Source organism: Kribbella speibonae, from assembly GCF_004331375.1.
In the GTDB taxonomy this organism is placed as follows: domain Bacteria; phylum Actinomycetota; class Actinomycetes; order Propionibacteriales; family Kribbellaceae; genus Kribbella; species Kribbella sindirgiensis.
In genome coordinates this window covers 259211-286209 of the sequence record NZ_SJKC01000001.1, presented here as the reverse complement: position 1 = coordinate 286209, position 26999 = coordinate 259211, and the positions used below count along the sequence as shown (strand labels likewise).

General features: G+C 69.2%; 24 protein-coding genes. 7 read left to right on the top strand and 17 right to left on the bottom strand.

Features of this window, described 5'->3' with window-relative positions; genetic code table 11:
- Positions 1-23: 23 nt before the first annotated feature.
- Positions 24-2825, bottom strand: a complete 2802-nt coding sequence (locus E0H92_RS01445; protein WP_131495131.1) for an AfsR/SARP family transcriptional regulator — start codon at positions 2823-2825, stop codon at positions 24-26.
- Positions 2826-2867: 42 nt separating this feature from the next.
- Here E0H92_RS01445 and E0H92_RS01440 point away from each other — a divergent pair, with 42 nt between their 5' ends.
- Positions 2868-3728 carry an imine reductase family protein gene (locus E0H92_RS01440; RefSeq protein ID WP_131495130.1) on the top strand — a complete coding sequence of 287 codons (861 nt, stop codon included), beginning with the start codon at positions 2868-2870 and terminating at the stop codon, positions 3726-3728.
- Here E0H92_RS01440 and E0H92_RS01435 read toward each other — a convergent pair.
- Both E0H92_RS01435 and E0H92_RS01430 read right to left on the bottom strand, forming a co-directional pair.
- The gene (locus E0H92_RS01435; protein ID WP_131495129.1) at positions 3712-3963 is read right to left on the bottom strand and encodes a hypothetical protein; all 252 of its coding nucleotides are present in this window, start codon (positions 3961-3963) and stop codon (positions 3712-3714) included. The two genes, E0H92_RS01440 and E0H92_RS01435, sit on opposite strands and share 17 nt — an antisense overlap.
- Positions 3960-4481 carry an RNA polymerase sigma factor gene (locus tag E0H92_RS01430; protein ID WP_131495128.1) on the bottom strand — a complete coding sequence of 174 codons (522 nt, stop codon included), beginning with the start codon at positions 4479-4481 and terminating at the stop codon, positions 3960-3962. Before E0H92_RS01430 ends, E0H92_RS01435 begins: the two co-directional genes overlap by 4 nt.
- 258 nt (positions 4482-4739) lie before the next feature.
- Here E0H92_RS01430 and E0H92_RS01425 point away from each other — a divergent pair, with 258 nt between their 5' ends.
- A complete protein-coding gene (locus tag E0H92_RS01425) occupies positions 4740-5336 on the top strand; it encodes a ParA family protein (protein ID WP_131495127.1) in 597 nt (198 codons plus the stop codon).
- On the opposite strand, the gene E0H92_RS01420 is transcribed toward E0H92_RS01425, so the two are convergent.
- The 5 genes from E0H92_RS01420 to E0H92_RS01400 form a co-directional block, all read right to left on the bottom strand.
- Positions 5333-6481, bottom strand: a complete 1149-nt coding sequence (locus E0H92_RS01420; protein WP_238153318.1) for an ROK family protein — start codon at positions 6479-6481, stop codon at positions 5333-5335. The two genes, E0H92_RS01425 and E0H92_RS01420, sit on opposite strands and share 4 nt — an antisense overlap.
- Before the next feature lie 63 nt (positions 6482-6544).
- The gene (locus E0H92_RS01415; protein ID WP_238153317.1) at positions 6545-7429 is read right to left on the bottom strand and encodes an oxygenase MpaB family protein; all 885 of its coding nucleotides are present in this window, start codon (positions 7427-7429) and stop codon (positions 6545-6547) included.
- A gap of 7 nt (positions 7430-7436) precedes the next feature.
- Positions 7437-9083, bottom strand: coding sequence for a PHP domain-containing protein (locus E0H92_RS01410; protein WP_131495126.1), 1647 nt, complete (start codon positions 9081-9083; stop codon positions 7437-7439).
- 33 nt (positions 9084-9116) lie between these two features.
- A complete protein-coding gene (locus E0H92_RS01405; protein WP_131495125.1) occupies positions 9117-9668 on the bottom strand; it encodes a GNAT family N-acetyltransferase in 552 nt (183 codons plus the stop codon).
- 9 nt (positions 9669-9677) lie between these two features.
- Positions 9678-10973 carry an NsdA family TPR-like regulatory protein gene (locus E0H92_RS01400; RefSeq protein WP_131495124.1) on the bottom strand — a complete coding sequence of 432 codons (1296 nt, stop codon included), beginning with the start codon at positions 10971-10973 and terminating at the stop codon, positions 9678-9680.
- Between the two features lie 228 nt (positions 10974-11201).
- Here E0H92_RS01400 and E0H92_RS43990 point away from each other — a divergent pair, with 228 nt between their 5' ends.
- A complete protein-coding gene (locus E0H92_RS43990) occupies positions 11202-11375 on the top strand; it encodes a hypothetical protein (protein WP_165549662.1) in 174 nt (57 codons plus the stop codon).
- A gap of 396 nt (positions 11376-11771) precedes the next feature.
- On the opposite strand, the gene E0H92_RS01395 is transcribed toward E0H92_RS43990, so the two are convergent.
- The gene (locus E0H92_RS01395; RefSeq protein ID WP_202873488.1) at positions 11772-12161 is read right to left on the bottom strand and encodes a MarR family transcriptional regulator; all 390 of its coding nucleotides are present in this window, start codon (positions 12159-12161) and stop codon (positions 11772-11774) included.
- Positions 12162-12189: 28 nt separating this feature from the next.
- Here E0H92_RS01395 and E0H92_RS01390 point away from each other — a divergent pair, with 28 nt between their 5' ends.
- Positions 12190-12621 (top strand): MarR family winged helix-turn-helix transcriptional regulator, encoded by a 432-nt coding sequence (locus E0H92_RS01390; protein ID WP_131495123.1) that lies wholly within the window; start codon positions 12190-12192, stop codon positions 12619-12621.
- Positions 12622-12676: 55 nt separating this feature from the next.
- On the opposite strand, the gene E0H92_RS01385 is transcribed toward E0H92_RS01390, so the two are convergent.
- The gene (locus E0H92_RS01385; protein WP_131495122.1) at positions 12677-14107 is read right to left on the bottom strand and encodes a GNAT family N-acetyltransferase; all 1431 of its coding nucleotides are present in this window, start codon (positions 14105-14107) and stop codon (positions 12677-12679) included.
- A 17-nt stretch (positions 14108-14124) separates the two neighbouring features.
- On the bottom strand, positions 14125-15573 hold the full coding sequence (locus E0H92_RS01380) for an MDR family MFS transporter (protein ID WP_131466935.1): 1449 nt from the start codon (positions 15571-15573) through the stop codon (positions 14125-14127).
- 68 nt (positions 15574-15641) lie between these two features.
- Here E0H92_RS01380 and E0H92_RS01375 point away from each other — a divergent pair, with 68 nt between their 5' ends.
- On the top strand, positions 15642-16007 hold the full coding sequence (locus E0H92_RS01375; protein ID WP_131495121.1) for a 5-carboxymethyl-2-hydroxymuconate Delta-isomerase: 366 nt from the start codon (positions 15642-15644) through the stop codon (positions 16005-16007).
- Between the two features lie 60 nt (positions 16008-16067).
- Positions 16068-18296: an NACHT domain-containing protein gene (locus E0H92_RS01370; protein ID WP_238173400.1), complete on the top strand. Its 2229-nt coding sequence runs from the start codon at positions 16068-16070 to the stop codon at positions 18294-18296.
- A 6-nt stretch (positions 18297-18302) separates the two neighbouring features.
- Here the strand turns inward: E0H92_RS01370 and E0H92_RS01365 are convergent, their stop codons facing one another.
- Positions 18303-19427: an MFS transporter gene (locus tag E0H92_RS01365; RefSeq protein ID WP_238173263.1), complete on the bottom strand. Its 1125-nt coding sequence runs from the start codon at positions 19425-19427 to the stop codon at positions 18303-18305.
- A 54-nt stretch (positions 19428-19481) separates the two neighbouring features.
- Between E0H92_RS01365 and E0H92_RS01360 the strand changes: the two genes are divergently transcribed.
- Positions 19482-20213, top strand: coding sequence for an AraC family transcriptional regulator (locus tag E0H92_RS01360; RefSeq protein ID WP_131495120.1), 732 nt, complete (start codon positions 19482-19484; stop codon positions 20211-20213).
- Here the strand turns inward: E0H92_RS01360 and E0H92_RS01355 are convergent.
- Genes E0H92_RS01355 through E0H92_RS01335 form a run of 5 tightly spaced genes read right to left on the bottom strand, consistent with a single transcriptional unit; the run spans position 20186 to position 26994 of the window.
- Complete coding sequence (locus E0H92_RS01355) at positions 20186-20797, bottom strand: TetR/AcrR family transcriptional regulator (protein ID WP_131495119.1); 612 nt, start codon at positions 20795-20797, stop codon at positions 20186-20188. The two genes, E0H92_RS01360 and E0H92_RS01355, sit on opposite strands and share 28 nt — an antisense overlap.
- Positions 20790-22346, bottom strand: coding sequence for an AMP-binding protein (locus E0H92_RS01350; RefSeq protein WP_131466931.1), 1557 nt, complete (start codon positions 22344-22346; stop codon positions 20790-20792). Before E0H92_RS01350 ends, E0H92_RS01355 begins: the two co-directional genes overlap by 8 nt.
- 12 nt (positions 22347-22358) lie before the next feature.
- Complete coding sequence (locus E0H92_RS01345; RefSeq protein ID WP_131495118.1) at positions 22359-23516, bottom strand: acyl-CoA dehydrogenase family protein; 1158 nt, start codon at positions 23514-23516, stop codon at positions 22359-22361.
- A complete protein-coding gene (locus tag E0H92_RS01340; RefSeq protein WP_131495117.1) occupies positions 23513-25414 on the bottom strand; it encodes an acetyl/propionyl/methylcrotonyl-CoA carboxylase subunit alpha in 1902 nt (633 codons plus the stop codon). Before E0H92_RS01340 ends, E0H92_RS01345 begins: the two co-directional genes overlap by 4 nt.
- Positions 25415-25419: 5 nt before the next feature.
- Positions 25420-26994 carry an acyl-CoA carboxylase subunit beta gene (locus E0H92_RS01335; protein ID WP_131495116.1) on the bottom strand — a complete coding sequence of 525 codons (1575 nt, stop codon included), beginning with the start codon at positions 26992-26994 and terminating at the stop codon, positions 25420-25422.
- Between the last annotated feature and the right edge of the window lie 5 nt (positions 26995-26999).

Sequence of the window (26999 nt, the reverse complement as noted above, 5' to 3'; positions counted from 1 at the left end):
GCTTCTTCTCTTTGGGCCTTTCCTCAGTTTCTTGCTCTGGACTTGATCCGCTCTATGTCGAAGCGTTCGGCGGGTGGTAGAGGTGCGCCTAGTTGTTCGCGTAGGGCTGCTGCTTTGGATAGGAGGGTGAGGGCGGGGGGATCTGAGGCGCCGGCCAGGCCTTCTAGGGCTAGGGCTATTGCGCGTTGGTCGCCTATTTGGTGGGCGAGGGTTAGGCCGCGTTGGTGGAGGGTGCGGGCTGTCGTGTAGTCGCCGCGTTGTTCGGCGATGAAGCCGAGTTGGTTGGTGATGAACGCGATGCCGGGTGTGCCGCCGATCTGGGTCAGCCAGTCGAGCCATTTCGTGAAGTACCGTTCGGCGTCGTCGAGCCGGCCCTGGCGTCGCGCGGACAGCCCGAGGCCGACCTCGGCGTACTCCTCGGCGGACTTGTTCGACTGCTCGACCGCCAACTGCCGGGCCTGTTCATGCAGCTCGTCCGCACGCGCGAGGTCACCGGTCAGCAAAGCGATCCGGCCCAACCCGGCGGTCCGGAACGACACCTCCGTCCACAGCCCGAGATCCTCCGCGTGCTGGATCGCGTCCTCCAGGTACGCCGTGGCGGTCGGATAGTCCCCACTGATCTCCGCGGCCACGATCAGCGCGTATGTCGCCTGCAGCCGGCCCCAGTCGTCGTCGAGCGCGTCGAAGAGGTCGAGGCTGCGCAGACTGTCGCGGCGCATCGCTGCGAGATCCGCGCGCACGATATTCAGCTGGGCCCGGGTGCTGAGCGCCGCTGCGAGACCCCACTGATCGCCGCGTTCGGTGAACGCCTCGATCGCCCGGTCGATCCGGGGGAACAGCACGGTCGCGTCGCCGTACGCCCAACGGGTCATGGTCAGGAACCAGAGCGCATGTGGGTCGTCCCCGACAGCCCGCAGCGCCTCCTCGCCGGCCGCCGCGACATCGGTGCCCTGAGCATCGGTCGCCGACATACCTGCCAGCCAGACCATCGCCTGCGCACGGAGCTCCGGCTGTTGATCGGGCAGCGCGAGAGCGGCGGCAAGCGTACGACGTGCTTCGCCGTGCCGCCCGCGCAGATACCAGTACCAAGCGAGCGCCGTCGCGAGCTCCAGCGACAGCGGGGCGGCCCGGAAGTTCGCCGCCTCCAGATCCAGCCGTCGGAGCCACTCCCGCTGGCCGGGTCCGTGCAGGTCGGCCTTCCGCGCAAGGGCAAGGTAGTAGTCGGCATGCCTGTGAATGAGGCCTGCCTGTTCGCTGGCCTCGACGAGCTTCTCGAGGCTGTACGCCGCCACCGACTCGAGCAGGCGGTACCGTCCGGCTGTAGCCACCACGAGCGACTTGTCGACAAGCGTCAGCAGGAGGTGCTCGGGCAGCTCGCTCACCTGGGTCGCCGCCTCCAGCGAGAACGAGCCGACGTGGACCGCGAGCCTCCGGAGCATCCGGCGCTCCTCCTCGTCCAGCAGGTCCCAGCTCCAGTCGATCGTCGCCCGCAGCGTCCGCTGCCGCTCCGGCCCGCCCTTGACACCGGACAGCAGCCGGAAGCGGTCGTCCAGCCGCTCCGCGAGTCCCTGGACACCTAGCGCGCGGACCCGGGTCGCAGCCAGCTCCAGGGCGAGCGGGATGCCGTCGAGCCGCTCGCAGATCGCGGTGACGTCGTCGGTGACGCCTGACCGGGCCTGGAAGAGCTCTACTGAGGCTGCTGCGGTCAGAGGCGGTACGTCGAGTACTCGCTCGCCGGTGAGCCCCAGCGGCTCCCGGCTGGTTGCGAGTACACGTAGACCGGGAGCTGCTGCGAGCAACCGGCGTACCAGGTCTGCCAGGTCCAGGTGCTCGCAGTTGTCGAGGATGAGCAGGAGCTGCCTCGTGCTGAGTGAATCGAGCAGCCGCGGGAGGAGGTCGCTCGACTCGTCGCGGAGGCCCAGTGCCGTGGCTAGTGCGTCCAGTACGTCGCCTTGCCGTAGCGGAGCGAGTTCCACCAGGTAGGCGTTGGGCGAGCCGAGTTCGAGCGCCAGCCGGGTCTTCCCGACGCCACCGGGGCCGACCAGGGTGACCAGCCGGTTGGCAGCCAGCTGCTGTTGTGCCTCGGCCAGCGTCTCGTCGCGACCGATCAGCTCGTTCAGCGGCGCCGGGAGCGTTGTCGCGCGGCGGAGGGCCGGGTCGTGGCGCAGGATCGCCTGGTGCAGCTCGGCCAGCGCAGGGCTGACGTCGGCGCCGAGCTCCTCGGCCAACGCGTCGCGGAGTTCGGCGTACTTCTCCAGCGCCTCATGCTGCCGACCGGCGCGGTAGAGAGCCTTCAGGTGTACCGCGTGCAGACGCTCGTCGAGCGGCCGCTGCTGGAGCAGTGCGGTTGTCCACTGGAGTACGTCGTCGCCGTGCTCGATCGCCGTCAGGTACAGGTCTTCCAGGTGCTCCCGGGCCGGACGGGCGAACTCGTGGTCGGGTACGTCGGCGTACGGCTGCCCGCGCCACAGTTCGAGCGCGTCGCTCAGCCGGCCGGTCCGCACGTACTGCTCGAAGATGTTGCTGTCGACAACCTCCGCGGTCAGCGTGTACCCGGCCGGTCCGTGCTGCACCAGGCTGCGCGCACCGGGCTCCGCGCGTTCCAGTGCGGTGCGCAGCTGGGACACACGGGCCTGCAGTGTGCCGGTCGCGTTGCGGGGCGGACGGGTACCCCACAGCTCGTCGATCAACCGGTCCGCGCTGACCGGCCGGCCCTGGTTCGCCAGCAGGTCGAGGAGCAGGGTCCGGACCTTCGTGTCCGGTACGGCGACCGGTACGCCGGTGTCCGTCCGCACGAGCAGCGGACCGAGCACCCCGAAGTACATACCCGTAGTAAACCCGTAGCGCGTTCTTCGAGCATCGGCCGTATGAGTTCACGTGAAGCAGTGACAGTGATCGGGCTCGGCTCGATGGGGTCCACGATGGCCCGAACGTTCGTCACCGCGGGCCATCCGACCACGGTCTGGAACCGGACGCCGGGCAAGGCGGACGGGCTGGGGGCGGTACCGGCGGCGACCGCGGCCGAGGCGGTGGCCGCGAGCAAGGTGGTGGTGATCAGCCAAGTCGACTACGCGGCGATGTTCGAGTCGCTCGCCGAAGCGGACCTGCACGGGCGGGTCCTGTTCAACCTCAGCTCGGACAGCCCGGAGCGGTTGCGGCAGGCGACCGAGTGGGTGGCGGAGCGCGGCGGGACGCTGGTGACCGGCGGCATCATGGTGCCGCCACCGGGCATCGGGCAGCCCGGTTCGTACGTGTTCTACGCCGGACCGGCGGACGCGGTCGCCGCGCACCAGGCGACGCTGGAGGTGCTGGGCCGGGCCGACCACGTCGGCACCGACCCCGGGCAGGCGATGCTCTACTACCAGGCCATGCTGAACATCTTCTGGACCACGTTGATCAGCTACTTCTACTCGGCGAGCCTGGTCGGCAGCGCCGAACAGTTGCGCCCGTACGCCGCGACGATGCTGAAGGACCTGACCGAGGACGGTTCGATGGGCTTCCTGCGCATCATGACCGCGGCGCTCGAATCCGGTGAACATCCCGGTGCCGAGAACAACCTGCACATGCAGGCCGTCGGCTCCGAGCACATGGTGCAGGCGTTCACCGAGGCCGGCCTCGACGTGACGGTGCCGGGTGCCGTGGCCGCGCTGTTCGCCCGCGCCGACGCCGCCGGGTACGGCGCGGACGGCCTGAGCGCCCTGGTCGAAATGGTCAAGAAGGCCGGCTAGCCAGCGTGCACTGACCGTCCACGCAGTCCCGCTGGAGTCTGCCGCGGGAGATCGTTTCGATCAGGCCGATGACCCAGCACGTCGGGCAGCCACGGAAGGCCAGGAGGGTCACGGGAAGGAGTAGGAGACTGACCGGGCCGACCGTCGGCAGCAGCGCGAAGGCTGCGATGAGGCTGCCGAAGCCGATGACGCCGCGGATCAGGTGCCGGGGCAATGAGGTGCTGGCGAAGGTCATGCGGGAGCTCCCAGGGATTCGCGGACGGTGCTGCGGGCGCGGTGCAGACGGGACTTCATGGCCGGGACCGTTAGGCCGAGGGCCTTGGCCACCATCGGGCCGCTGTAGCCCTGGACGTCACGGAGGATCAGGACGCTGCGCTGGTCCGCAGGCAGTTGCGCGATAGCCGCGGCAACTGCCTGCGCTTCCAGCTGGCGCAGCGCCTCGTCCTCCGCCGACGGTGGCGTCTCCGGTGCCATGGGCTGGTCCCGCAGTACGGCGCGTGCTCGGCGGAGGCACTCGTTGCGGATGATGCGGAACATCCACGACGTGAGGGCGCTCGTCGCGCGGAGCATGCCGATCTTCCGGTACAGGATGATCAGGGCCTCCTGCGCCGCGTCCTCGGCGTCCTCCGGCGTCGCGCACAGCGTCCGGGCGAACCGCCGTACGGTCGGATGCGAGTCGGCGACGAGCGCGGTGAGGGCGTCGACGTCGCCGTGCTGGGCGGCGCGGATCAGCTGTTCGTCGAGGTCAGCCACGGGCCCTCCGGCGCAGGACGACCACGCTGCAGGTGCCCAGCAACAGGACCGCGACGGCCGCGGCGACGATGATCCAGGTCATGAGGTGCTCCTTCATCGGGGTGCGATTTCGGGAGTAAGAGGCACCGGGCGGGCGAAAGGATTCAGGCTGAAGCGGGCTTGAGCTTGTTCACACGGGCCGGGGGCAACTATCACGATCTTCACGGGCAACGCCGATGACACGCCGGATTTCGGACAAAACCGGGTAAGTTCACTCCTATGATCATCGTGACAGCTGCACTGAAGGGCGGGGTCGGGAAGACAACCACGTCGGTGTACTTGGCCGCGCTGGCATCTTCCAACCGTCGCACAGCCACTCTGATCGACGCCGATCCGCAGGGTAGCGCCGCGGACTGGATCGCGGAGTCCGAGGACGACCACCTGGATCGGATCGAGATCGCCGAGGCGCCGACCGAGCGCCTCCTGAGCAAGGCGGTGGACAAGGTCCCGCCGGAGGGTATCGGCATCGTCGACATGCCGCCGTCCCACGAACGGATGCTCAACAAGGCGCTCGAACGGGCCCGGATCGTGATCCTGCCGACGCGCGTCGGCGGCGTCGAGACGCCCCGGGTCAAGGCGGTGCTGGAGCTGGTTCCCGACCACATCCCGGTCGGCCTGGTGATCTGCTCGGCGCGGACCTACACCCGCTCGTACCAGGAAGCCATGCAGCAGTACGCCCAGGAGAACATCCCGGTCTGGGGCACCATCCCCGAGCGGGTCTCCATCACCGCCGGTCCGACCGGACCGCTCGCGGCCGACGGCCTCGAGTCCTACAAGAAGGTCTGGCGCAAGATCCTCGCCGCGGCCAGGAGCTAACTGCGTTCCAGGGGTGGCTCGCCGCGGACGTACGAACGGATGACCGTGGCGGCCGCCCCTCGCGCCCAGTCGTCGAAGGTGTGGGAGCGGAGCATCAGCCGGCAGTCCCCGGCCGCGCCGAACGCGTGCTCCGCGAACGCGCGCCGCATCCGGTCCTCGTACAGGTCGTACTCCGCGACGCCCTCGCCGGCGATCATCACCAGCTCCGGCCCGACCAGGTTCACCATCGCGGCCAGGGCCGCGCCGATGACCTCGCCGGCCCGGTCGAACGCCTCGCGGGCGTGATCGTCGCCCTCGTGCGCCAACTTGATCGCACCGGCCAGATCCAGGTCCGCGCGCCCGGTGGTCTCTCGGGTTCGGGTCAGGATCGCGTCCGACGACGCCACGGTCTCCACACACCCGCGCCGGCCGCAGGTACACACCAGGTCGCCCGGCGCGAGCGGCAGGTGGCCGAGCTCGCCCGAGACGCCGTACGCGCCGGACACCACCTCGCCGTTGATGTAGAGCCCGCACCCGATACCGGAGCCGATCGTCACGACCGCGAACGAGTCAGCGTTGACGCCGGCCCCGAACCAGTGCTCGGCCACGGTCAGCGCGCGGACGTCGTTCGTCACCACGATCGGGACGCGGACCCGTTTGCCGAGCAGTTCCGCGACCGGGACGCCGCGCCAGCCCATCAGCGGCGAGTCCCGGACCACGCCGTGCGACGCGTCGACATCGCCCGACACCGCGATCCCGATCCCGGCGAGCGGACCGGCCACCGCCGTACCGGACTTGAGCGCGGCGATCAGCGCCTTCACGTGTCCGGCGAGTTGCTCGATCACCGCCTCGGGGTCGGTGCTGTCCAGCTCCTCGTGCCGCACGTTGAGGATGCCCGCCGTGAAGTCGGTCGTGACCCCGATCAGGCTGGTCGGCGTGACCTTGACCCCGATCACCGAGACGCTGCTCGGTACGACGGTCAGCGGGCTCACCGGCCGCCCGATCCCGAGCTGGCCGTCGCCATCGGCCGGGGCCGACTGGTCGGTGACGAACCCGGTCTCGATCAGCGGCGCGACCGCCTTCGTCACGGCCGCCTGCGACAGCCCGGTCCGGCGCGCGATCTCCACCCGCGGGATCGGCCCCTGGGTCAGGATCTTGGTCAGCACCTCGACTCCCGCTGGAGTGGCCAACGGGAGAGGACGATGAGGACGCAGCGGCACGAGAACAACTTAGAGGACGTCTGGGCTCTCTGCTGCGAGTGTTGGTGAGGCGAGTGCCCAGCGGATGGTTCGGGTCAGTCCGTCGCCGGCCGCCCGTACAACGGTCTGCTCGGCCAACGGGAGGTACGGGAGCCGTAGCGGCAGCCTGGTCCACCACGGGAGCAGACCGACCGCAGCTGCCGTCAGTACGCCGTACGCGGGTCGTGCAGCCCACGGCACGGGCGGGTGCACCAGCATGAAGCGGGCGGCCTGGCGTGCTTCCGTCGTACCACGGAGCTCGGGCTGGTACTGCTTCAGCAGGTCGTGCAGCTCGGCCACCGTGGTCGGCGGGTCGATCACACCGAGCTTGCCGGCTACGAGCGCCGCGTCCTCGACGTACTGGTCCTGCTCCGCCGCGGTGAGCGGATGCGCGCCGTACCGCTGGTGTGCCGCGAGGAAGCTGTCCACCTCGGCCACATGCACCCACTTCAGCAGGTGCGGGTCCGACGCCCGGTACTTCACGCCGTCCGGACTGGTCCCGCGGACGCGCTCGTGCACGGACCTGACGTGTTCGATCGCCGCCTCGGCGTCCGGGATCGCGCCGTACGTCGTGATCGCCAGGAAGTAGCTCGTACGCCGCAAGCGCCCCCACGGATCGCCCCGGTACCCGGAGTGCGCGGCCACGGCAGCCATCGCCAGCGGGTGCAGCGACTGCAGCAGCAACGCCCGCAAGCCCCCAGCGAACATCGACGCGTCCCCGTGCACCCGCCGGATCGGGCTGTCCGGGGCGAACCAGCGCGGACCGGGTGTCTTGTGCACCCGGTCGCGCTCAGCGTGCGGGTCCGGGCCCGCGACCTTCGTCAAAATCATCCGCGCGAGCCCGTCGCGCACCGGGTTCAGCTGGCTGCCTGCCACACCACCACTAGACCACGTCGACGAAAATCGGGTTGGTGTACAGCCAGGTATCGAGCCACGGATCGCCGTCGTTGTCCGGGTGCTGAATCGGCCCCGCCGGGTCGATTGCACTGCCCAGATACCCAACCCCGTTCCGCCGGCCGTCGCTCCCCCGCACCCGCAGGTAGTGCGATCGCTCTGCCCGCCCCAGCGGAATGCGGAGCTCATAGGTGCCCTTGCGGTTCCGGACATCCACCTGCTCGACCACTCTGGTGTCCGGAGCCTTCCAGGTGTCTTTAGCCGTGACCGGACCGGTCACCGCGCCACGGATGACGTCCACGTGTGCCAGCTTCGGCAGCAGACCGTGGTAGTTCGGCCGGGACGCACTGGTCACTCTGACGCGCAGCTCGAGCCGCTGCGACCTGTGGACCCGCAGCCGCCCGCCAAGGGTCACGGACTGCTTTGAACCCACAGGTGCCAGCCGTACGTCGATACCGTCCACAAGCTGCCCGTGGTCCACCCAAACGCGTCCTGCCCGCAGCGCAGCCATCACCTCGAGGTACCCGTACCTGGTGACGCCGACATGGGTCCTGCTGAACTGACCGGGCCAGAAGTCGCTGCCCGGCTGCGGTACGCCGGAGTCCGTCGGCGACGGCTTCCACCCGAGGCTGTCGAAGTTCTGCCCCGTCGGGAACTCCCCGTCCTTCCAGGTGTCCCAGATGGTCCGGTGGTTGTCGCTGTTGGACGTGATCGAGAACAACCGGCCCTCCGCGAGCATGCTGTCCCACAGCCCGCCAACGGTCGCGGTCGCCCAGTCGAAGCCGCCGTACGTCCGGTACGCGTCAGCCGGGTAGCCGGCGTAGCTGCCGCTGCCTGGTGCGTTGACGTACTCACCGCGCTGCGCCCGCGTCGCCCCGCGGTACGCGACCCACGCCGGGTCTGCGTCCCCCTGGGAACCAGGGGCGCCTTCCATCCCGATACAGACACCGCTGTCCCGCCAGGCGCGCAGCTCGTGCGGTGCGTCGATGCCGAGACGCAGCGGGTGGTTGGCCAGCACCAGTACGTCGTCGACGTACCGCGCCTGCTTCTGCGCCGCCAACCACTGCAGGGCCCTGACGGCGTGCAGTTCGTTGTCCGGTGTGTCGGCGGAGCGGCCCGTCAGCTTGCCGTCGTACTCGCGCTCGAACTGCTGGAGCAGGGCGACGTTGTTGGCACCGGGGGCCACGAGGACAGTGCCGTGCTCCGCGGCGGGGATGTACCACTCGAGCCCCTGGAAGATCAGCATCCGCGGGTTCTCCGTGCGAGCCTTCAGGACCTCGGCGTTCTCGGCCGCCGCACCCTTGTCGGCATGGCCGAAGTTGCTGTGCTCGGTGAACGCCATCCAGTCCAGCCCGTACTGCGCACCGCGCTGCGCGAGCTGGCTGAAGTCGTACTTCGCGTCGTGGCTGTACCTGCTGTGGACGTGATGGTCCCCGACCAGATAGACGAGCTCAGGATCGCCGTCCGGGTACGCCGTACTCGCAGCCGCCTCCTGCGTCGTCACAGCGGCCGCCGCGAACCCCGCCCCGAGCAGCCCGGCCCCGCGCATCAGCGTCCGCCGCGACACCCCCTGCGGATCCAGCTCCTGATCCGGAATCGCCGGATCGGCCCACTCCGGCACCTGTTGCGTCACCATGACGCGCAACCTTGCTGGTCCTGACAAACCAGGTCAAGGCTGTGAGTGACTCCTGGGTGAATGTTCGGCTTCGAGGAGGGAGTAGAGCAGCGAGTCGCGCCAGGCGCCGTTGGTGAAGACGTGGTCGCGCAGATGGCCCTCGTAGGTGAAGCCGAGGCGCTTGACGACCGCGATCGACGCCTCGTTCTCGGGGCCGATCGCGGCCGTGACCCGGTGCGTGCCGAGCGTGCCGAAGGCGAACTCCAGCAGCACCCGGGCCGCGTCCGTCGCGTACCCGTGCCCCCAGTGGTCCGCGCCGATCGCGTAGCCGAGCTTGGCGGTCCACGACCCGCTCGGCGCGATCCGGCCGAACCCGATCACGCGATCGTCGTCCGGCCGGGTCACGGCGAGCATGTAGTCGGGACGGTTCTCCTGCGCGGCCCGCGCCACCATCGCGGCCAGGCTCTGCTCGGCCTTGGCGCGGTCGTAGCTGTCGAACGCCATCCAGGTGGTGACCCGGTCGTCGCCGGCGATCGCCAGGTAGTCGTCGAGGTCGGTTGTCCGGAATTCACGCAAGACGGTCAGGGTCCCGTGGAGCGGTTCCATCCGGGCAGGCTACCGGGGGTAGGTCTGCATCGGGGTCCGGGTGAAGGTCTCGATTTCCTCCTGGAGCTCCCGGGCGTCGTCGGCGCGACCGGACTGCCGCAGGGCCTGGTGGACCCGGCGGGCCGAGTGCACCACGCCGTTGATCCGGCGCTCGGTCGGCAGCGTCAGCACCGGGGCCAGCGCGTCCGCCGCGCCGTCCAGCTCACCGCTCGCGATCCGGGTGATCGCCATCGCGGCGTGGCTGCCGGCGGCGTCGCCGAAGGCCCACTCCGGGTGGTTCTGGTCGGTGTACGCGTCGACGGCCTGGCTCGAGTACCGCTGGGCCTGGTCGACCTCACCGGGCAGCTGAGCGAGCGCGTCCGCGGCGTAGTACAGCTGGCGGTTGCGGCCGAACGTGCACAGCCCGCCCATGTCGTCCAGGTCGTCATTGTGCACCGAGTTCCACGCCTCTTCGGCGCGCTCCAGCGCGGCCCGGGTGGCCTCCGGGTTGCCGAGCGCGGCCCAGGCGCGGGCCTCGCTGACCGGCAGCCAGACGCTGGTGGTGCTGTTGGCCTGCTCGGCGTACCCGGCGCCGAGCTGCGCGTACCGCACCGAGTCGTGCGGGTTGCCTGCCCAGTAGGAGACCAGGGACTGCAGGCCGCGCACCCAGGCGCGCAGGCCGTGGTGGTCGGCGTTGTCGGCACACATGAACGCGGTCCGTGCCTGGGTCAGCGCGGCGTGCGGGTTGCCGAGGTCGTGGGAGGCCTTCGCGAGCAGGCCGCCGGTGACGCCGGCCAGGAAGTACAGCTGGCGGTGGGTCTCCGGGCGCTGGCGACTCTCCAGCAGTCCGAACACCAGGTCCTGGGTCTCGACCAGCTGGCCGAGGATCTCCGGGAGGGGGCGCTGCGGGTACGCCTGGGCGGCGTGACGTACGTCGTCGTACACCTGTTCCATGGCCTCGCTTCCGAGACCGGACTGGGCCGCGAGGGCAAATGCCCTCGCGCGGCTGGCAGCCATGTCGAGAACCTCCATCTCATTACCTGTCGTGATCCGTCCACTCGCGGCAGGTGCCGGCACCACCTGGGCGGTCTGTTCCGGCAGGTACGGCGCGAGGAGTTCCTCGACCGGTTTGCCGAACAGACGTTGCAGGGTGCGCCGGGTCTGAGGAGTGGTCCCTGCGCGCTCGCCCGATGCGAGGCGACGCAGGTGCCGCTCGGTGATGGTTCCACCCAGCTCGACGAACTCGGCGACGATCTCGGAGTAGGTCTGGTTCCGGCGCTGGATCAGGTGCGCCAGGACCGTCTTTGGCGCGTACCTACCCGCCATCGTTCCTCCCGTTCACGTCAGTCAGACGTTGTCTCGACTTGTGCCCCACGACAAGGTGCTGTCCCCCAGATGTCCGCGAGAGGACCGGAAGAGGTCCGGCAAAGGTCCGGTCCAGGTCCTAGAGCGGTCACGTTGGGCTCGTGCACCATTACTGCCATGACAACCAGTAAGTCCAACTGGTTGCAAGGCCTGAGAGTTACGGGGTGAGAGGTTGTGACCATCGCGGAAATGACGTCGAGACAGCACCGGCGCAGAGTCCGGGTCTGGTTCGGCGAGCACGTGATCGCGCAGTACGTCGCGGAGGCGCCCCTGGCGGCCCGCTACGAACAGGCGATGCGGCGCCGTTTCGCCGGTCTCAAAGTGACGAACGACCTGCTCGGGCCGCTCGACTCAACCGACTGAAACACCCGTCCGCTTCCGGGTCCTCCTCAGACCCGGTCTGCTGACCCTGGAGTCTCCTCACGTTCAGGGTCGGCGCTTGGAAGGTCCGTGGCACTCCTCAGTCCCGGACGAAACCCAAAGGTGCGGTCTGGAGCACTCCTCAGCTCCGGACCGCACCGCCCACCCGACCCGGCTGGGCCTGGCGGCTGAGTCCCTGTATCGCCGCCGCCCAGCCGTTCCAACCCCACCTCCTGGCCGACACCTCGGGCCAGGCAGGGCCGAGTGTCCTGGGCGGTAGGACACCGGAGGCTCCCGACACCTCACCGGGAACCTCCCCCTTGAGGTGGCCGGCTCCGAGTGTGACCGCCGCGCCTGGGCGGTCACACTCGGAGCCTTTTCATGCCCGATTCGGCGCCGTCACGCCAGGTTGGCGGCCATTCGGCGCAGTACGTCGATCGTCGCCAGGTACTCCGAGTCCGAGACCCCGGCCGTGACCCGCCGCCGCTGCGCCTGCACCTTCCCGGTCAGCGCCCGCAGCCCTCGCTCACCGTCAGCCGTGAGCGTCTCGCCGTCCAGCCAGCCACGCTCAACCAGCGGCCCGGTCACCGCGGCGACCTCTTCGGCGCCGGACAGGAACGGCGACAGCGCCTTGGCGATCGTCTCCTGTCCGGCCGCAGCATTCAGCGCCTGCCACTGGCGGCGGGTGAGCCCGTCGTCGGCGAGAACCCGCTCGAACGACTCCTCGAGCAGCCGGTCGACCTCCTTCAGCCACCAGCCGATAGGCTTGTTGTCATCTGACATATACATGTCAACGAGCATATAGTTGGAGTCAGGTATGGACAAGACCGACCCGGTCGCCGAGGTCGAGGCGGCGATGATCGCGATCCGCCGGCGCCAGACCCGCCGTACGTTCGCGGTCGAGTCCGGCGGACCCGACCCGGTCCAGGAGGTCCTGGACGCCATCGAAGCCGCCGGTCCCACCCCGGTCGGCGTCAACGGCATCGCCACCGCCCTAGGCGTGGACCAGCCCCGCGCAAGCAAACTCGTCGCCGCCGCAGTAGCCGCCGGCCTGATCCGCCGAGAAGCCGACCAGGCAGACGGCCGCCGCACCAACCTGGCCCTCACCCCCGCAGGCAGAGCCCAACTAGAAGCAGTCCACACCCACCGCCGCACCCACTTCGCCACCGCCATGGCCGACTGGACAGCCGACGACCGCGCAACCTTCGCAACCCTCCTGACCCGCTTCGTGACCGCCCTGGACCGCTGAGCCGCCTTTGCGGAACATTTCTGGCACCCCGCGGCGATTTCTCACCGGAGAGCGCTCAGATGTCCGCTTCTGGTCCGCCACAGGCCCGGACCAGGGCGGCGAGGAGCTGTTCGGGGTCGTGCAGCACGCGGACGCCGTCCGTCACCACTCGGCGCGTCCCCGGATCGACCGGTTCGGTTGCGGCCCAGGCCGTCGCGGTGATACCGATCTCGACCTCCAGCCCGGATGCCCGCTGAATGCGGATCTCGGTGAGGTGCGGGCCCCACTGCTGCCGGCGTACGACGGCGACAGCGCCGAATGCGGCGAGCCAGTCGTCGTTCTCGAGGTAGGTCCGCGGCGAGTCGGTCAGCACGACGAGGTCGACGTCCGATGTCATCCGAGCGGCACCACGCGCCCACGAGCCGACCATCGCCAGCCCGCGGAGGTCCGGCCGGTCCTCGGCCCAGCGCACCGCGTTGTCCACAACCTCGTCGACCTCCTGTGCACGGACCGCCGGGTTCATCACGTAGACGGCGAAGGGGGCGGTTGGTTGTACGTCGGGGGTGTCGGCAGCCCAGCCTTCCGCGCGGATTTCGCCGGCGTACTGCATGCCTAGGCGCTTCATGACCGCCTGGGATGCGGTGTTGACCTGTTCGGTGAAGGCGATGACCGAGGTGGCGTTCAGCGTGGTGAAGGCGTAGTCGAGGCCGGCCCGCCCGAGCTCGGTGGCGAGGCCTCGTCCGCGGGCGGACTCCACCAGGGCCCAGCCGAGTTCGAGGCCGGCCCAATTCGGTCCGACGAGCGCGGCGATCGCCTCGGCCGTCGGCGTGCCGGCGGGAATCCGGGAGAGTCCGCCACGTCCGGCCAACTCACCGGTCGAGCGGTCGTAGGCGATCCACTTGCCGGCTCCGTCACGGTCCCAGCCGGCCTGGAGTTCGGGGACCTGGTCGGCGGCCTGAGCTGGGGTCATGTCGTACCAGCGGGCCACCCACGGGTCCGCGTACAGCTGCATCAGGTCCGGTCCGTGTCCGGGCAGTACGCCGTTCGGGCCAGTGATCGGCTCCAGTCGGAGGCGGTCGGTGAAGCGCGTCCGGACCACATGCGCCACCAGGTCCCGCAGCCGCCGGTCGCCGTCGGTCCGGTTCTCCATCAGCAGGTCGAGGTCGCCCGGTCCAGCCCAGGCGGACGCGTCGTGCTTACCGGCTTCGAGGCGCGGCCGGGTGAGGTCTCCGTCGACGGCGACGAGGTAGTCGACCTCACGCCGTACCCGGCCCTCCCACTCCCATTCCCAGTCCGCGACGGTCCGGACGATGTCGCGGACCTTCCAGCCGGTCTCCTCCTCGACCTCCCGCGCCAGCGCCTGCTCAGGCGTCTCGCCGGCCTCCAGGTGCCCACCGACGATGTCCCAGATCCCCGGCAGCAACCGCCGGTCCGCCGTACGCCGCTGCAGATAGACGCGATGCTCCGCGTCCTGGATCAGTGCCCCGACACAGTCGACCGCGCGCATGGACCCAACCTACTGAGCTAGCGGACGGGGTGCTCGGTAATTCGGTTGGGCATGAAGAGAACGGCTACGACGAGGAGGAGGGCGGCTGCGGCGGCACCGTAGTAGACGTCGTGGATGGCGGGGGCCAGGACCCCGGCGGGAACCTTCTCCAGGTCCGCGTGGTCGTCTCCCAGGCGAGCTGCGACGACCCCGTTCGCCACCGCGCCGAAGACCGCGACCCCGACCGCACTGCCGACCGAGCGCGCGAACATGTTCGCCCCGGTCACGACGCCGCGTGTCTGCCACTCGACGGACGACTGCGCCGCGACGACCGAAGGGGACGCGGAGAACCCGAGCCCGATGCCGATGATGAAGCAGGCCGCGGCGAGGTGCAGTACGGCGCTCGTGGCGTTGACCGTGAGCAGTACGCCGGATCCGAGGACGACGATCAGTGCGCCCATCGACATCGTCGTACGGAAGCCGACGCGCAGGTAGATCCGCCCGGCGAGGGACGCCGCGATCGGCCAGCCCAGCGTCATCGCGGCGAGCGTGAACCCGGCGACGAGGGCCGACGTACCGAGGACGCTCTGGGCGAACAGCGGCACGTACGTCGACAGCCCGATCATCAGCAACCCGATCAGCAACGCGGCCGAGTTCGCCGAGTTCAGGACCCGCTGGCCGAGTACCCACAGCGGCAGGATCGGTTCGGCCGCGCGCCGCTCGACCAGCACGAACGCGGTCAGCAGGACGACGGCCGCGGCCAGGATCACGATGCTCGCCGCCGAATCCCAGTCCCACATCACGCCGCCCTCGAGCAACCCGAGCAGCAGCAGCGAACCGCCGACCGCGAGCAGGATCGCGCCGGCGTAGTCGATCCGGTGACTGGTCTTGTCCGCCACCTTCTCGTCGAACCGGCGGACCAGCACCCAGGCGGCCGCCATCCCGAGCGGGATGTTCACGAAGAAGATCCACCGCCAGGAGATGAAGTCCGAGAACACGCCGCCGAGCGTCGGGCCGACGAACGACGAGATCCCCCAGACGCTGGCGATGTAGCCCTGCACCTTGGCCCGCTCCGCGACCGTGTAGATGTCGCCGACGATCGTCATCCCGATCGGCTGGATCGCGCCGGCGCCGAGTCCCTGGATCAGCCGGAACGCGATCAGCGCGGGCATGCTCCAGGCGAACCCGCACAGCACCGACCCGAGCAGGAACAACCCGACGCCGAGCAGCATGATCGGCTTCCGGCCGCGCTGGTCAGCGAGTTTGCCGTAGATCGGCACCGACACGGCCTGCGCGAGCAGGTAGATCGAGAACAGCCACGGGAACTGGGTGAATCCGCCGAGGTCGGCGACGACGGACGGTACGGCGGTGGCGAGGATCGTCGCGTCGATCGCGACCAGCCCGACGCTCAGCATCACCGCGAGCAGAATCGGCCCTCGCTCCGAGCGAAGTCCCACACCTGTCCGGTCGATCCGCTCAGTAGTCATATCACTGACCAATGTATGTGACGCGACGAGGTTAGGGTGCTGCTGTCCACCGTAGAACAGGAGCACCCATGCCGCAGATCACCATCGACTACTCGCACCCGGTGGAGGACGCCTTCGACGTCGACGGGTTCACCCGCGCGCTGCACGAGGGGGTCGTGGAGATCGCGGCCGCCAAGCCCGAGGCGTGCAAGACGATGATCAGGTACGACAACCTGTCCGCCTACGGGTACGACGATCGCGCGGACGCACGGCACGCTCTGGTGCAGGTGACGATCGGGCTCCTTCCCGGCCGCACCGAGGAGATCAAGGCACGGCTGACGGAGGCGACGCTGGAGCTGCTGCGCAAGTACATCGCGCCGCAGGACGGCGTCACGCTGCACGCCTCCGCCGAGGTCCGCGAGCTGGACGCCTCCTACCGGAAGTTCGACGAGTAGCCGAGCGCCACGCGCGGCGGCGACGGTGGGCTCACGGGCCGTTACGCTCCGAGGGTGAGGATGCGGGCACTGCTGCGTGGCGTCGTGCTCGTGGTGACTGTCTCGCTCGGTCTGGTCCTGCTGCCGATCGCGATCAACGTCGGCACCGGCGGCACCGCGCCCGCGTTCCTCGAGCCGTACGTCGATTGGGTGTGGCCGGCGATCGGGGTGCTCTGGGTGGTCGCGGTCCTGACCGCACTGTTCGAACTCCGCGACCGCCGTCTGCCGACCGTTTCGAGCAGGGCCGCCGACCAGCCGCGCAACCGCACGAACGCGATCGCCCGCATCGACCGGTACTACTCCGAACGCCGGACCAGCTCACTCGCCTGGCGCACTCGCGTCGCCCTGGCGCTGGACGAGCACCCGGGCGTGGTGGTCCGCCCGTACGATCTGTTCGTCCAGCCGCTCGACAGCGCGCCGCGGCAGGTCCCGAACGAGGCAGACATCGCCGGTGTCTTCGACGAGTTGCAGGACTCGATGCTGATCCTCGGCGCACCCGGTGCCGGCAAGACCACTCTGCTCCTCGACCTCGCCCAGAACCTCGCAGAGCAAGCACAGGTCGACAAGGACCAGCCCATGCCAGTCGTGGTCGACCTGGCCGGCTGGACAGCCGAGACATCGCACAGCAACGGCGACGACCCCAACGACAGCTCACTGCTCGCAGGCTTCGTCCGCTGGCTGCTCTACGAACTGGACGACCGCTACGGCATCCCGCCTGCTGTGGGACGCACCTGGTTGTGTGACGGGCACCTGACCCTCCTGCTGGACGGACTGGACGAGATCGCCGAGCCGAGTCGCGCCAAGCTCGCACCGGTCCTCGAAGAGCTCCGCCACAACTACCGGATCGCTCAGCTCGCCGTCACCTGCAGAACGAACGACTACGAACGGCTCCCACACCAGCTGAAGCTGTTCGGCGCTGTGCACATCAGACCGCTCACCAAAGAACAGGTCCTCGACTACTTCGCCACCGTCGGACCAGCACTCGACGGTGCCCGGGCCGCGATCGAGCAGGACGACGCGCTCTGGGAGCTGGTCAACTCACCACTGATGCTGAACGTCATGGTCCTGGCGTACCGGAACCGCGCGCCGGAGGACGTCATCGCCCGAGGCGTGGCCGACCTCCGCCGGGAACTCTTCGACACCTACATCTGCGAAGTCCTCGCCCGGGACCGCCAGACCGCGAGACAGTACGACGCCAAGACCGCCGTACGCCGCCTGTGGTGTCTGGCCTGGTGGACCCGCAAACGTGCCGGTGACCGTACCGCCGTACCGCGGTGGATGATGCCTGACGGTTGGTACGGGTTGTCGCTGCCGGGGGTGGACTACCTCGCGCATGCGGTGTGCTTGCCCGCACTGTTCGCCGCACTGACTGCCGGCGTGACCCTGGTGATGGTCGCGCAGTACGGCGCGCTGGCGGGACTCGCCGCGGCCGGCTCTGCCCTGTTGCTCGTGCATCTGCTGCCGCATCCCTGGCAGAAACGCGAAGGGAGCGGACCGGACCGCGTACTGCTGTTTCTGCTCATCCTGTTCGGCGGTACGGCGATCACTGTCGTCGTGATCGTCGCCGCCCTCGGACTGGTCGAGCTGCTCACGGCCAAGCCGGCGCTCCTTGTCGAAGCTGCTCTCATCGCGGGGGCCTATGGCGTCGAGCTGATCGTGAACCACAACAACCGGAGGCGGCTGCTCCTCGGCGTACGGGTGGCTGTGGTCGTGGTGGCCAGCTGGATCACCCTGAGCCTCGGTGACCCGACCGCCTTCGCGAGTGGGGTAGCGGTCGGGCTGCTGGTTGCGCAAGGCATCCGCATGGTGAAGTCGCTGCCGACCGACCACGTCCCCACGACAGCCGACAAGGGGTGGCGGATGGACCCGTGGGTCGCCGGCGGAGCTGTTGCCGCCTTCCTGGTCGCAGTGCTCCTCGGAGCGGACCTGGCGTCGCCGCAACTGGAGGCGGTCGCGGGCATCGTGGTTGGCACGGTCGCTGCGAAGGCCTGGCGTCGCCGACCGCCTGTCCTCGCCGGTCCGCTGTCCCGGCTGCTGCATGACTCGCTGCTGCGCTGGTCCGGGTACCTGCCGTGGCACCGTCGCGCCTTCCTGCAGTACGCCGCGGACCGCTACGTGCTGGCCCGCACCGGACATGCGCAGTACTCGTTCATCCACCTCCTGGTCCGCGACCACCTGGCCGAGTGCTCACCGGACCTGCTCGCCGCCAAGGTAGACCTCCGCATCGCCGAACGCGCCGCTCGCCGTTAGGCCCTGTCACTCCGTGGCGGGTTCGGTGAGGGCGTAGCCGATCAAGGTGCTGCACAGGACCAAGGCGATGAGGGTGCTGAGGGCGAGGCGTAGTGAGGTGTGTTCGGCGATCGTGCCGAGGAGTGGGGTGGCGACGCCGCCGATGCTGACAGCGAGGCCGAGGGTCATGCCGCCGGCGGTGCCGACCCGGCCGGGGAGGAAGTCTTGGCCCAGCGTCACGTGCAGCGAGAACGGAATCGACATCGCGATCGCGGTCGCCGCGAGGAAGCCGAAGAACGCCGGTCCGGGAACGAAGACCAGGCAGGCGATCGCGGGGACGGCGACCGCGTACGACGTCCGTAGGGTGCGGACTCGTCCGTAGCGTGTGGCGAGGCGGCCGCCGAGGAGGGTGCCGAGTGCGCCGGCGGCGAACAGGACGAACAGGGCGATCCCGCCGGTTGTCGTACCGCCGCCGACGCGTTGGCCGGCGTACAGCGCGATGAAGGTGCCGAGGCCGACGAACACGATCGACCGGCAGACCATGATCAACGACAACCGCAGGAACGACGGCCAGTCGTCCGTCCCTTCACCACCGCCGCGGGTGACGGCGACTGCGGTGCGCGAGCGGACCGCCCAGGTGGTGATCGTGGCGCCGACCAGCGCCGGTACGACGAGCAGTGGTGTCAGCGACAGCCCGCCCACGGCGATGATCGGGGTGACGAGGACCGGCGCCAGCGCGAACCCGACGTTCCCGCCGACCGAGAACCAGCTCATCCCGACATGGCTGCCGCCGCTGACGACGCGGGCCATACGGGCGGCCTCCGGGTGGTACGCCGCGACGCCGAGCCCGGACAGCGCGGCCGCCAGCCACATGAGCCAGTAGGTCTGCCCGACGCCGATGAGGGCGATGCCGAGTCCGGCGGTGGTCATCGCGACCGGGATCAGCCAGGTGAGCGGGCGGCGATCGGTCAGTACGCCGAACACGGGCTGGACGACCGAGGAGAGCAGGGTCGCGGCGAGGGTGATGCCGGAGACCGCGACGTACCCGAGGCCGCGCTCGGCGACCAGGAACGGTACGAGCGCCGGCACGCAGCCCTGGTAGATGTCCACGCACGCGTGGCCGGTGGCCATCAGCCCGATCGATCTCTTCACCTGTCGATCGTCACTGCCGGGTGGCCTGTCCGGCTTCCGATAAAATGCCAAGTGATGCCGGAAACCCGCCAACGTCCCGCGACGACCGGCCACCGGCCGATCCAGGCCGGTGGCGGGATCGAGCCGCACTGGCACGACCGGAACCAGATCGTGTACGCCGGGCGCGGCGTCCTCTCCGTCACCACCGACGCCGGCAGTTGGGTAGCCCCCGCCACCAGAGCGATCTGGATACCGGCAGGCACCCTCCACCAACACCGCGCGTACGGCGAGACCACCCTCCACACCATCGGCCTGGAGGAGAACCCCCTCGCACTCGAGGCCCCATCAGCTCTCGTAGTCAGTCCACTCCTCCGCGAACTGATCCTCACGTACACAGGTCCTGCAGATAGCCACCCAGATGAGTTACAGCGCCTGCGCGCAGTACTACTGGACCAGCTGCGGCGGTCGCCTCAGCGGCCCAGCTATCTGCCTGCACCCCGTGATGCCCGGCTCGCAGCCGTCTGCGACCTGTTGCGGGACAACCCAGCTGAGGCCAGGACTCTGACGGAGCTCGGGCGGGAGGTAGGTGCGAGTGAACGAACTCTCAGCCGGCTGTGCAGAACCGACCTGGGGATGACCTTCCCGCAGTGGCGAACCCAACTGCGGCTGCACGAGGCTCTCCGGCTGCTAGCGGAAGGAGAGTCGGTGACTCGCGTGGCGCACCGCTGTGGTTGGGCGTCGACCAGTGCGTTCATCGACACGTTCAAGAGCGCCTTCGGTCACACACCAGGGTCACGCAGGGCCTGATCGAGGATGCGGCTCCACTGCCGCACGATGCCTCTCCGCCGCGCGCTGTCGTCCGTCAGCAGGTCAGCCAGCCCCAAACCGCGCGCCATGTCCAGCACGCCCTGCACGGTCTCCCGCACACCAGGCGTCCGTTCGTTCACCTCGAGTACGTCGAGCAGCGCCCGGTGCGCCTGCCGCCCCACATGTGACTCCAGCCGAACGATCTGCTTCCGTAACGCCTCCTCTGTCGACGCCGCCACCCACAGGTGCAGTGCAGCGCGGAACAGCGGACCGGTGTACACATCCGCCAGCATCCCGACGATCGCCTCGGTACGCCCCGCCCCGCTCGGCAACGCAGCAGCCTGCGCGCGGATCTCGGCGAGCCGCACCTCGGTCATGTACTCGACCGCGGCCGCGAACAGGTCCGCCCGGGTCGGGAAATGATGCTGCGCCGCGCCTCGCGACACCCCGGCCCGCGCCGCGACGACCGAGACCGTCGTCGCGGCGTACCCGACCTCGGCCAGCGACTCGACCGAGGCCTCCAGCAACCGCTGCCGCGTCGCCCGCGACCGGTCCTGCTGGGGTGCCTTGAGCACCTCACTCACGGGCAGCCTCGCGAGCCCGCAACTCCCGCCGCAGAATCTTCCCGGACGCAGCCTTCGGTACGGCGTCGATGAACTCCACCTGCCGGACCTTCTTGTACGGCGCCACCCGCGCAGCGACGTACTCCATGACGTCCTCCGAGGTCAGCGTCACCCCCGGCATCGGCACCACGAACGCCTTGGGTACTTCGTTCCCGTCCGCGCTGACCCCGATGACGGCCGCGTCCGCGATCCGGTCGTCGGTGAGCAGCACGGCCTCCAGTTCCGCGGGCGGTACCTGGTACCCGTGGTACTTGATCAGCTCCTTCACCCGGTCCACGACGTACAGGTAGCCTCGCGCGTCCACCCGTCCGATGTCGCCGGTGTGCAGCCAGCCGTCCGGGTCGATCGTGGCGTCCGTCTCCGCCTGCCGCCCGAGGTACCCCTTCATCACCTGCGGCCCGCGGATCCAGATCTCGCCCTCGTCCGCGTCGTTGCCGTCGGCCCCGACCAGCCGCATCTCGGTGGACGGGAACAGCTTGCCGACCGCGCCCGGCGGCGGCTCCGGGTCGTCCTGCGGTACGGCGTGCGTACCGGGCGACAGCTCGGTCATCCCGTAGGCCTGCGTCACCGCATGCAGACCGAGCCGCTTCGCGCAGGCCTCGGCCAACTCGCCGTCCAACGGCGCCGCGGCCGACATCACGTGCTGCAGCGCGGACAGGTCGAACGAGTCGACGGCCGGGTGCTTCGCCAGCGCCAGAACCACCGGCGGGGCGACGAACGCCCGCGTGATCCGCTGGTCCTGGAGCGTGGTCAGGAACTGCTCCAGGTCGAACTTCGGCAGGACCACCACCGTGATGCCGAGCCGCAGCGGCAGGTTCATCAGGACGGTCAGCCCGTAGATGTGGAAGAACGGCAGGATCGCGATGACCCGCTCGTTCTCGCCCAGCTTGATCGTGGCCTCGGCCTGCGCGATGTTCGTCGCGATGTTCCGGTGCGTCAGCATCACGCCCTTGGCCGCGCCGGTGGTCCCACTGGAGTATGGGAGTACGGCGACATCCTCCGCCGGGTCGATCTGCACCGACGGCTCCGGACCTGTCGACGCGAACAACTCCTGCACCGACCGGTACCCCTCGGCCTGATCGCAGACGAAGATCTCCGAGACGCCGGTCCCCTCGATCGCCGCGGTCGCGACCGGCAGGAACAGCGAAATCGTCACCAGCAACTTCGCCTTCGAGTCGATCAACTGCTTGTGCAATTCGTCCGCGGTGTAGAGCGCGTTCACCGTGGTCACGGTCGCGCCGGCGCGGGTAGCGCCGTAGAACACCACGGGATAAAGGATCGTGTTCGGGCTGTACAGCGCGATCACGTCACCGTGCCGGATGCCGAGCTCCGCCAGACCGGCCGCGACCCGACGGGTCAGGTGGTCCAGTTGGGCGTAGCTCAGCTCCTTGCCCGTGACGCCGTCGACCATCGCGGGCCGGTCGCCGTACTCCTGGGCTCTGCCGAGAACGGCGTCGTGGATCGGTACGTCGAGCACCTCGACGGGCGGGAACTCACTGGTGATGATCATTGCCCCACTCCTTCAGTACGACTTGGGCAGTCCCAGGCTGTGTTGTGCCACGAAGTTCAGGATCATCTCCCGGCTGACCGGCGCGATCCGGGTCGCGCGGGCGGCCGCGACGAGCGACGCGACGCCGTACTCGACTGTCATACCGTTCCCGCCGAGCGATTGCACGGCCTGATCAGTAGCCCGTACGGCGACCTCACCGGCGGCGTACTTCGCCATGTTCGCGGCCTCGCCCGCGCCCATGTCGTCGCCCGCGTCGTACAGCGCGGCCGCCTTCTGCATCATCAGCCGCGCCAGTTCGAGCTCGATCTTGATCTGGGCGAGCGGGTGCGAGAGGCCTTGGTGCGCACCGATCGGGGCCTTCCAGACCTGCCGTTCCTTCACGTACGCCGTCGCCTTGCCCAGCGCGTGCCGCGCGATGCCGATGGCGAACGCGGACGCCATGATCCGCTCCGGGTTGAGCCCCGCGAACAACTGCATCAGCGCCGCGTCCTCGGACCCGACGAGCGCTTCCCGCGGCAGCTGTACGTCGTCCAGGAACAACGCGTACTGCTTGTCCGGGCTGATCAGATCCATCTCGATCTGCTGGAACTCCACACCGGGCGCGTCGATCGGGACGATGAAGAGCGCCGGTTTGAGCTTCCCGGTCTTCGCGTCCTCTGTGCGGCCGACGACGAGGACCGCCTTCGCGACGTCGAGTCCGGAGATGAACACCTTGCGCCCGGTCAGCGACCAGCCGTCGTCGGTCCGGCGGGCCGTGGTGGTGATCTGGTGCGAGTTCGAGCCGGCGTCTGGTTCGGTGATCGCGAACGCCATGATCGTCGTACCGTCGGCGAGTCCTGGGAGCCACTGCCGTTTCTGGTCGTCGGTGCCGAACCGGGAGATCACGGTGCCGCAGATCGACGGGGACACGACCATCATCAGCAGCGGGCAGCCGGCCGCGCCGAGCTCCTCGAGCACGATCGACAGGTCGGCCATACCGCCGCCTCCGCCGCCGTACTGCTCGGGCAGGTTCACGCCGAGGAACCCCAGCTTGCCGGCCTCCAGCCACAGCTCGGTGGTGTGCCCGCCAGTACGGGCCTGCTGGTTGAACCACTCGTAGCCGTACTTCTTGCCGAGCTCGCTGACGACCTTCCGCAGCTCCCGACGCTCTTCGGACTCGGTGAAGCTCATGCATCCTCCCCAACCACGGCCAATACGGCGCCGACCTCGACCTGTTGTCCTGCTTCCACCGTCAACTCGCCGACGACGCCGTCCGCCGGGGCGGCGATCGTGTGCTCCATCTTCATCGCCTCCAGCCACAGCAGCGGCTGTCCTTGTTTCACCACGTCACCGACCGCGACGCCGACCCGGATCACGGTCCCCGGCATGGGCGCCACCAACGACCCGGCGGCCACCTGATCGGCCGGATCCACGAACCGCTCCACCGGTGTCAGACTCACATTCCCGAGCGACGAGTCCACACACACGAGCCCGGCGTACGCCGCGACGCCGAACACCCGGCGTACGCCGTCGACCTCCAGCACCACTCGCTCCGGGCCGCTGTCCAGGAGCGTGATGTTGCCGTCCACAACCAACCCGTCCCGCGTCAGCCGGTACTCGACCTCATGCACCGCATCGCCGACCCGGTAGCTCTTGCGTTGCGGCTGCGACGGCAGGTTCCGCCACCCACTCGGCACCCGCACCGGCACCTCCCGACCGGCCGCGTCCGCGAGCGCAGCCGCCAGCGCCGACACCCGCACCACCGCGTCATCGGTCCCCGGCCCCACCCCGTACTTGTCGAAGAACGCGGTGTCTGTGTCCCCCGCGAGGAACGCCGGGTGCCGGAGGATCCACGCCAGCAACTCGCGGTTCGTCCCGACCCCGTGGATCGTCGCGCGTTCCAGTACGCCGGCGAGCCGGCGCGCGACCGCCGTACGATCCGGCCCGGACACGATGACCTTCGCCAGCATCGCGTCGTAGTACGGCGAAACCTCCGACCCGTCCTCCACCCCGGAGTCGACCCGAATCTCTCGCTCCAGCCTGAAGCGGTGGAGCGTTCCCGTCTGCGGTTGCCAGTCGTGCAGCGGATCCTCGGCGTACAGCCGGACCTCGATCGCGTGGCCGACCGTGGGCGGCGGTTCGGGTGGGAGGTGCTCGCCCGCGGCGACGGCGAACTGGAGTTCGACCAGGTCCAGCCCGGTCGTCTCCTCGGTCACCGGATGCTCCACCTGCAGGCGCGTGTTCATCTCGAGGAAGTAGAAGTTGCCGCTCTCGTCCGCGAGGAACTCGACCGTCCCGGCGCCCACATAGCCGATCGCCGCGGCCGCCTTCCGGGCCGCGTCGAACAGTTCCGCTCGCATCGACGGAATCCGTTCGACCAGCGGCGACGGCGCCTCCTCGACCACCTTCTGATGGCGGCGCTGGATCGAGCACTCGCGTTCGCCGACCGCCCAGATGGTGCCGTGCCGGTCGGCCATCACCTGCACCTCGATGTGCCGCCCGGTCGCCAGGTACCGCTCGCAGAAGACAGTCCCGTCCCCGAACGCCGACAACGCCTCCGCCGACGCCGCGTCGATCTCGGCGGCAAGGTCCTCGAGCCGCGAAACCACCCGCATCCCGCGCCCGCCGCCACCGGCCGACGCCTTCACCAGCACGGGCAGATCGGACGCCGCCACCGCGGCCGGGGTCAGCTCGGCGAGGACCGGTACCCCGGCCGCCGCCATCAGCTTCTTCGCCTCGATCTTCGACCCCATCGACGAGATCGCATCCACCGGCGGCCCGATCCACGTCAGCCCCGCGTCGATCACCGCCTGCGCGAACGCCGCGTTCTCCGACAGGAACCCGTACCCGGGATGTACGGCGTCCGCGCCCGCCCGCCGGGCCGCGTCGATGATGAGATCGGCCCGCAGATACGTGTCACCCGGGGCGTTCCCGGGGAGATGCACCGCGGCGTCCGCCTCGTCCACGAACGGCATCCCGGCGTCCGCGGTCGAGTAGACGGCGACCGTGGACAGACCGAGCGATCGGGCGGTGCGGAAGATGCGCCGAGCGATCTCGCCCCGATTGGCCACGAGTACAGAGGTGATCATCGGGCTCACATCCTGAAGACGCCGAAGGACGACGTACCTTCGACCGGGGCGGAGTGGATGGCGGACAGGCAGATGCCCAGAACCGTTCGGGTGTCGCGCGGATCGATCACGCCGTCGTCGTACAACCGGCCGGACAGGAACATCGGCAGCGACTCCGCCTCGATCTGACCCTCGACGTACGCGCGCATCTGCCGGTCGCCGTCCTCGTCGTACGGCATCCCCTTGGCCTCCGCGGCCGCCCGCGCGACGATCGACAGCACGCCGGCGAGCTGCTGCGGACCCATCACCGCCGACTTCGCCGACGGCCACGCGAACAGGAACCGCGGATCGAACGCCCGCCCGCACATCCCGTAGTGCCCGGCGCCGTACGACGCCCCCATCAGGATCGAGAGGTGCGGGACCTTCGAGTTCGACACCGCGTTGATCATCTGCGCGCCGTGCTTGATGATCCCGCCCTGCTCGTACTCCTGCCCGACCATGTACCCGGTCGTATTGTGCAGGAAGATCAGCGGTGTATCGGACCGGTTCGCGAGCTGGATGAACTGGGCCGCCTTCTGCGACTCCTCGCTGAACAGCACCCCGCGCGCGTTCGCGAGAATCCCCACCGGGTACCCGTGCACCGACGCCCATCCGGTCGCCAGCGACGACCCGTACAGCGGCTTGAACTCGTCGAACACCGACCCGTCCACCACGCGAGCGACCACGTCCCGCGGATCGAACGGAACTTTCAGATCGCCCGGCACGATGTCGAGCAGGTCGTCGGCGTCATACAGAGGTTCGTCGTACGACGGCTTCGGCGCAGGACCCTGTTTGCGCCAGTTCAGCCGCGAGACGATCTGCCGCCCGATCCGGATCGCGTCCGGCTCGTCCACCGCGAAGTAGTCGGCCAGGCCGGAGGTCCGCGCGTGCATCGCCGCGCCGCCGAGCGACTCGTCGTCCGCGTCCTCGCCGGTCGCCATCTTCACCAGCGGCGGCCCGGCCAGGAACACCTTCGCTCCGCCGTCGACCATCACCACGTAGTCGCTCATGCCGGGGATGTACGCACCGCCCGCGGTCGAGTTGCCGAACACCAGCGCGATCGTCGGGATCCCTTCGGCCGACAGCCGGGTCAGGTTCCGGAACATCGCCCCGCCGGGGATGAAGATCTCCTTCTGGGTCGGAAGATCCGCGCCGCCGGACTCGACCAGGCTGATCACCGGGAGTCGGTTGGCCCGCGCGATCTCGTCGGCCCTGAGCGCCTTGCGAAGCGTCCACGGGTTGCTCGCACCGCCCTTGACGGTCGGATCGTTCGCGGTGATCAGGCACTCGACGCCCTCGACCACGCCGATCCCCGTCACCAGGCTGGCGCCGACCGTGAAGTCCGAACCCCAGCCGGCCAGCGGCGACAGTTCGAGGAAGTACGAGTCCGGGTCGATCAGCAGCTCGATCCGCTCCCTGGCGAGCAGCTTCCCGCGCTTGTGATGCCGCTCGACGTACTTCGCCCCGCCACCCGCCAGCGCCTTCTGATGCTCAACGTCAAGCGCAGCGAGCTTCTCCTCCATCGCCCGCCGATTGCTTGCGTCCGAAGAACTGAGGTCCATAGCAC

Excerpts from the sequence above, each read along its gene's own strand:
- E0H92_RS01445 (WP_131495131.1), bottom strand. The coding sequence starts at position 2,825 with ATGTACTTCGGGGTGCTCGGTCCGCTGCTCGTGCGGACGGACACCGGC.
- E0H92_RS01440 (WP_131495130.1), top strand. The coding sequence starts at position 2,868 with ATGAGTTCACGTGAAGCAGTGACAGTGATCGGGCTCGGCTCGATGGGG.
- E0H92_RS01435 (WP_131495129.1), bottom strand. The coding sequence starts at position 3,963 with ATGACCTTCGCCAGCACCTCATTGCCCCGGCACCTGATCCGCGGCGTC.
- E0H92_RS01425 (WP_131495127.1), top strand. The coding sequence starts at position 4,740 with ATGATCATCGTGACAGCTGCACTGAAGGGCGGGGTCGGGAAGACAACC.
- E0H92_RS01410 (WP_131495126.1), bottom strand. The coding sequence starts at position 9,083 with ATGGTGACGCAACAGGTGCCGGAGTGGGCCGATCCGGCGATTCCGGAT.
- E0H92_RS01405 (WP_131495125.1), bottom strand. The coding sequence starts at position 9,668 with ATGGAACCGCTCCACGGGACCCTGACCGTCTTGCGTGAATTCCGGACA.
- E0H92_RS01400 (WP_131495124.1), bottom strand. The coding sequence starts at position 10,973 with ATGGCGGGTAGGTACGCGCCAAAGACGGTCCTGGCGCACCTGATCCAG.
- E0H92_RS43990 (WP_165549662.1), top strand. The coding sequence starts at position 11,202 with ATGACGTCGAGACAGCACCGGCGCAGAGTCCGGGTCTGGTTCGGCGAG.
- E0H92_RS01395 (WP_202873488.1), bottom strand. The coding sequence starts at position 12,161 with ATGTATATGTCAGATGACAACAAGCCTATCGGCTGGTGGCTGAAGGAG.
- E0H92_RS01390 (WP_131495123.1), top strand. The coding sequence starts at position 12,190 with ATGGACAAGACCGACCCGGTCGCCGAGGTCGAGGCGGCGATGATCGCG.
- E0H92_RS01385 (WP_131495122.1), bottom strand. The coding sequence starts at position 14,107 with ATGCGCGCGGTCGACTGTGTCGGGGCACTGATCCAGGACGCGGAGCAT.
- E0H92_RS01380 (WP_131466935.1), bottom strand. The coding sequence starts at position 15,573 with ATGACTACTGAGCGGATCGACCGGACAGGTGTGGGACTTCGCTCGGAG.
- E0H92_RS01375 (WP_131495121.1), top strand. The coding sequence starts at position 15,642 with ATGCCGCAGATCACCATCGACTACTCGCACCCGGTGGAGGACGCCTTC.
- E0H92_RS01370 (WP_238173400.1), top strand. The coding sequence starts at position 16,068 with ATGCGGGCACTGCTGCGTGGCGTCGTGCTCGTGGTGACTGTCTCGCTC.
- E0H92_RS01360 (WP_131495120.1), top strand. The coding sequence starts at position 19,482 with ATGCCGGAAACCCGCCAACGTCCCGCGACGACCGGCCACCGGCCGATC.
- E0H92_RS01350 (WP_131466931.1), bottom strand. The coding sequence starts at position 22,346 with ATGATCATCACCAGTGAGTTCCCGCCCGTCGAGGTGCTCGACGTACCG.
- E0H92_RS01345 (WP_131495118.1), bottom strand. The coding sequence starts at position 23,516 with ATGAGCTTCACCGAGTCCGAAGAGCGTCGGGAGCTGCGGAAGGTCGTC.
- E0H92_RS01340 (WP_131495117.1), bottom strand. The coding sequence starts at position 25,414 with ATGATCACCTCTGTACTCGTGGCCAATCGGGGCGAGATCGCTCGGCGC.
- E0H92_RS01335 (WP_131495116.1), bottom strand. The coding sequence starts at position 26,994 with ATGGACCTCAGTTCTTCGGACGCAAGCAATCGGCGGGCGATGGAGGAG.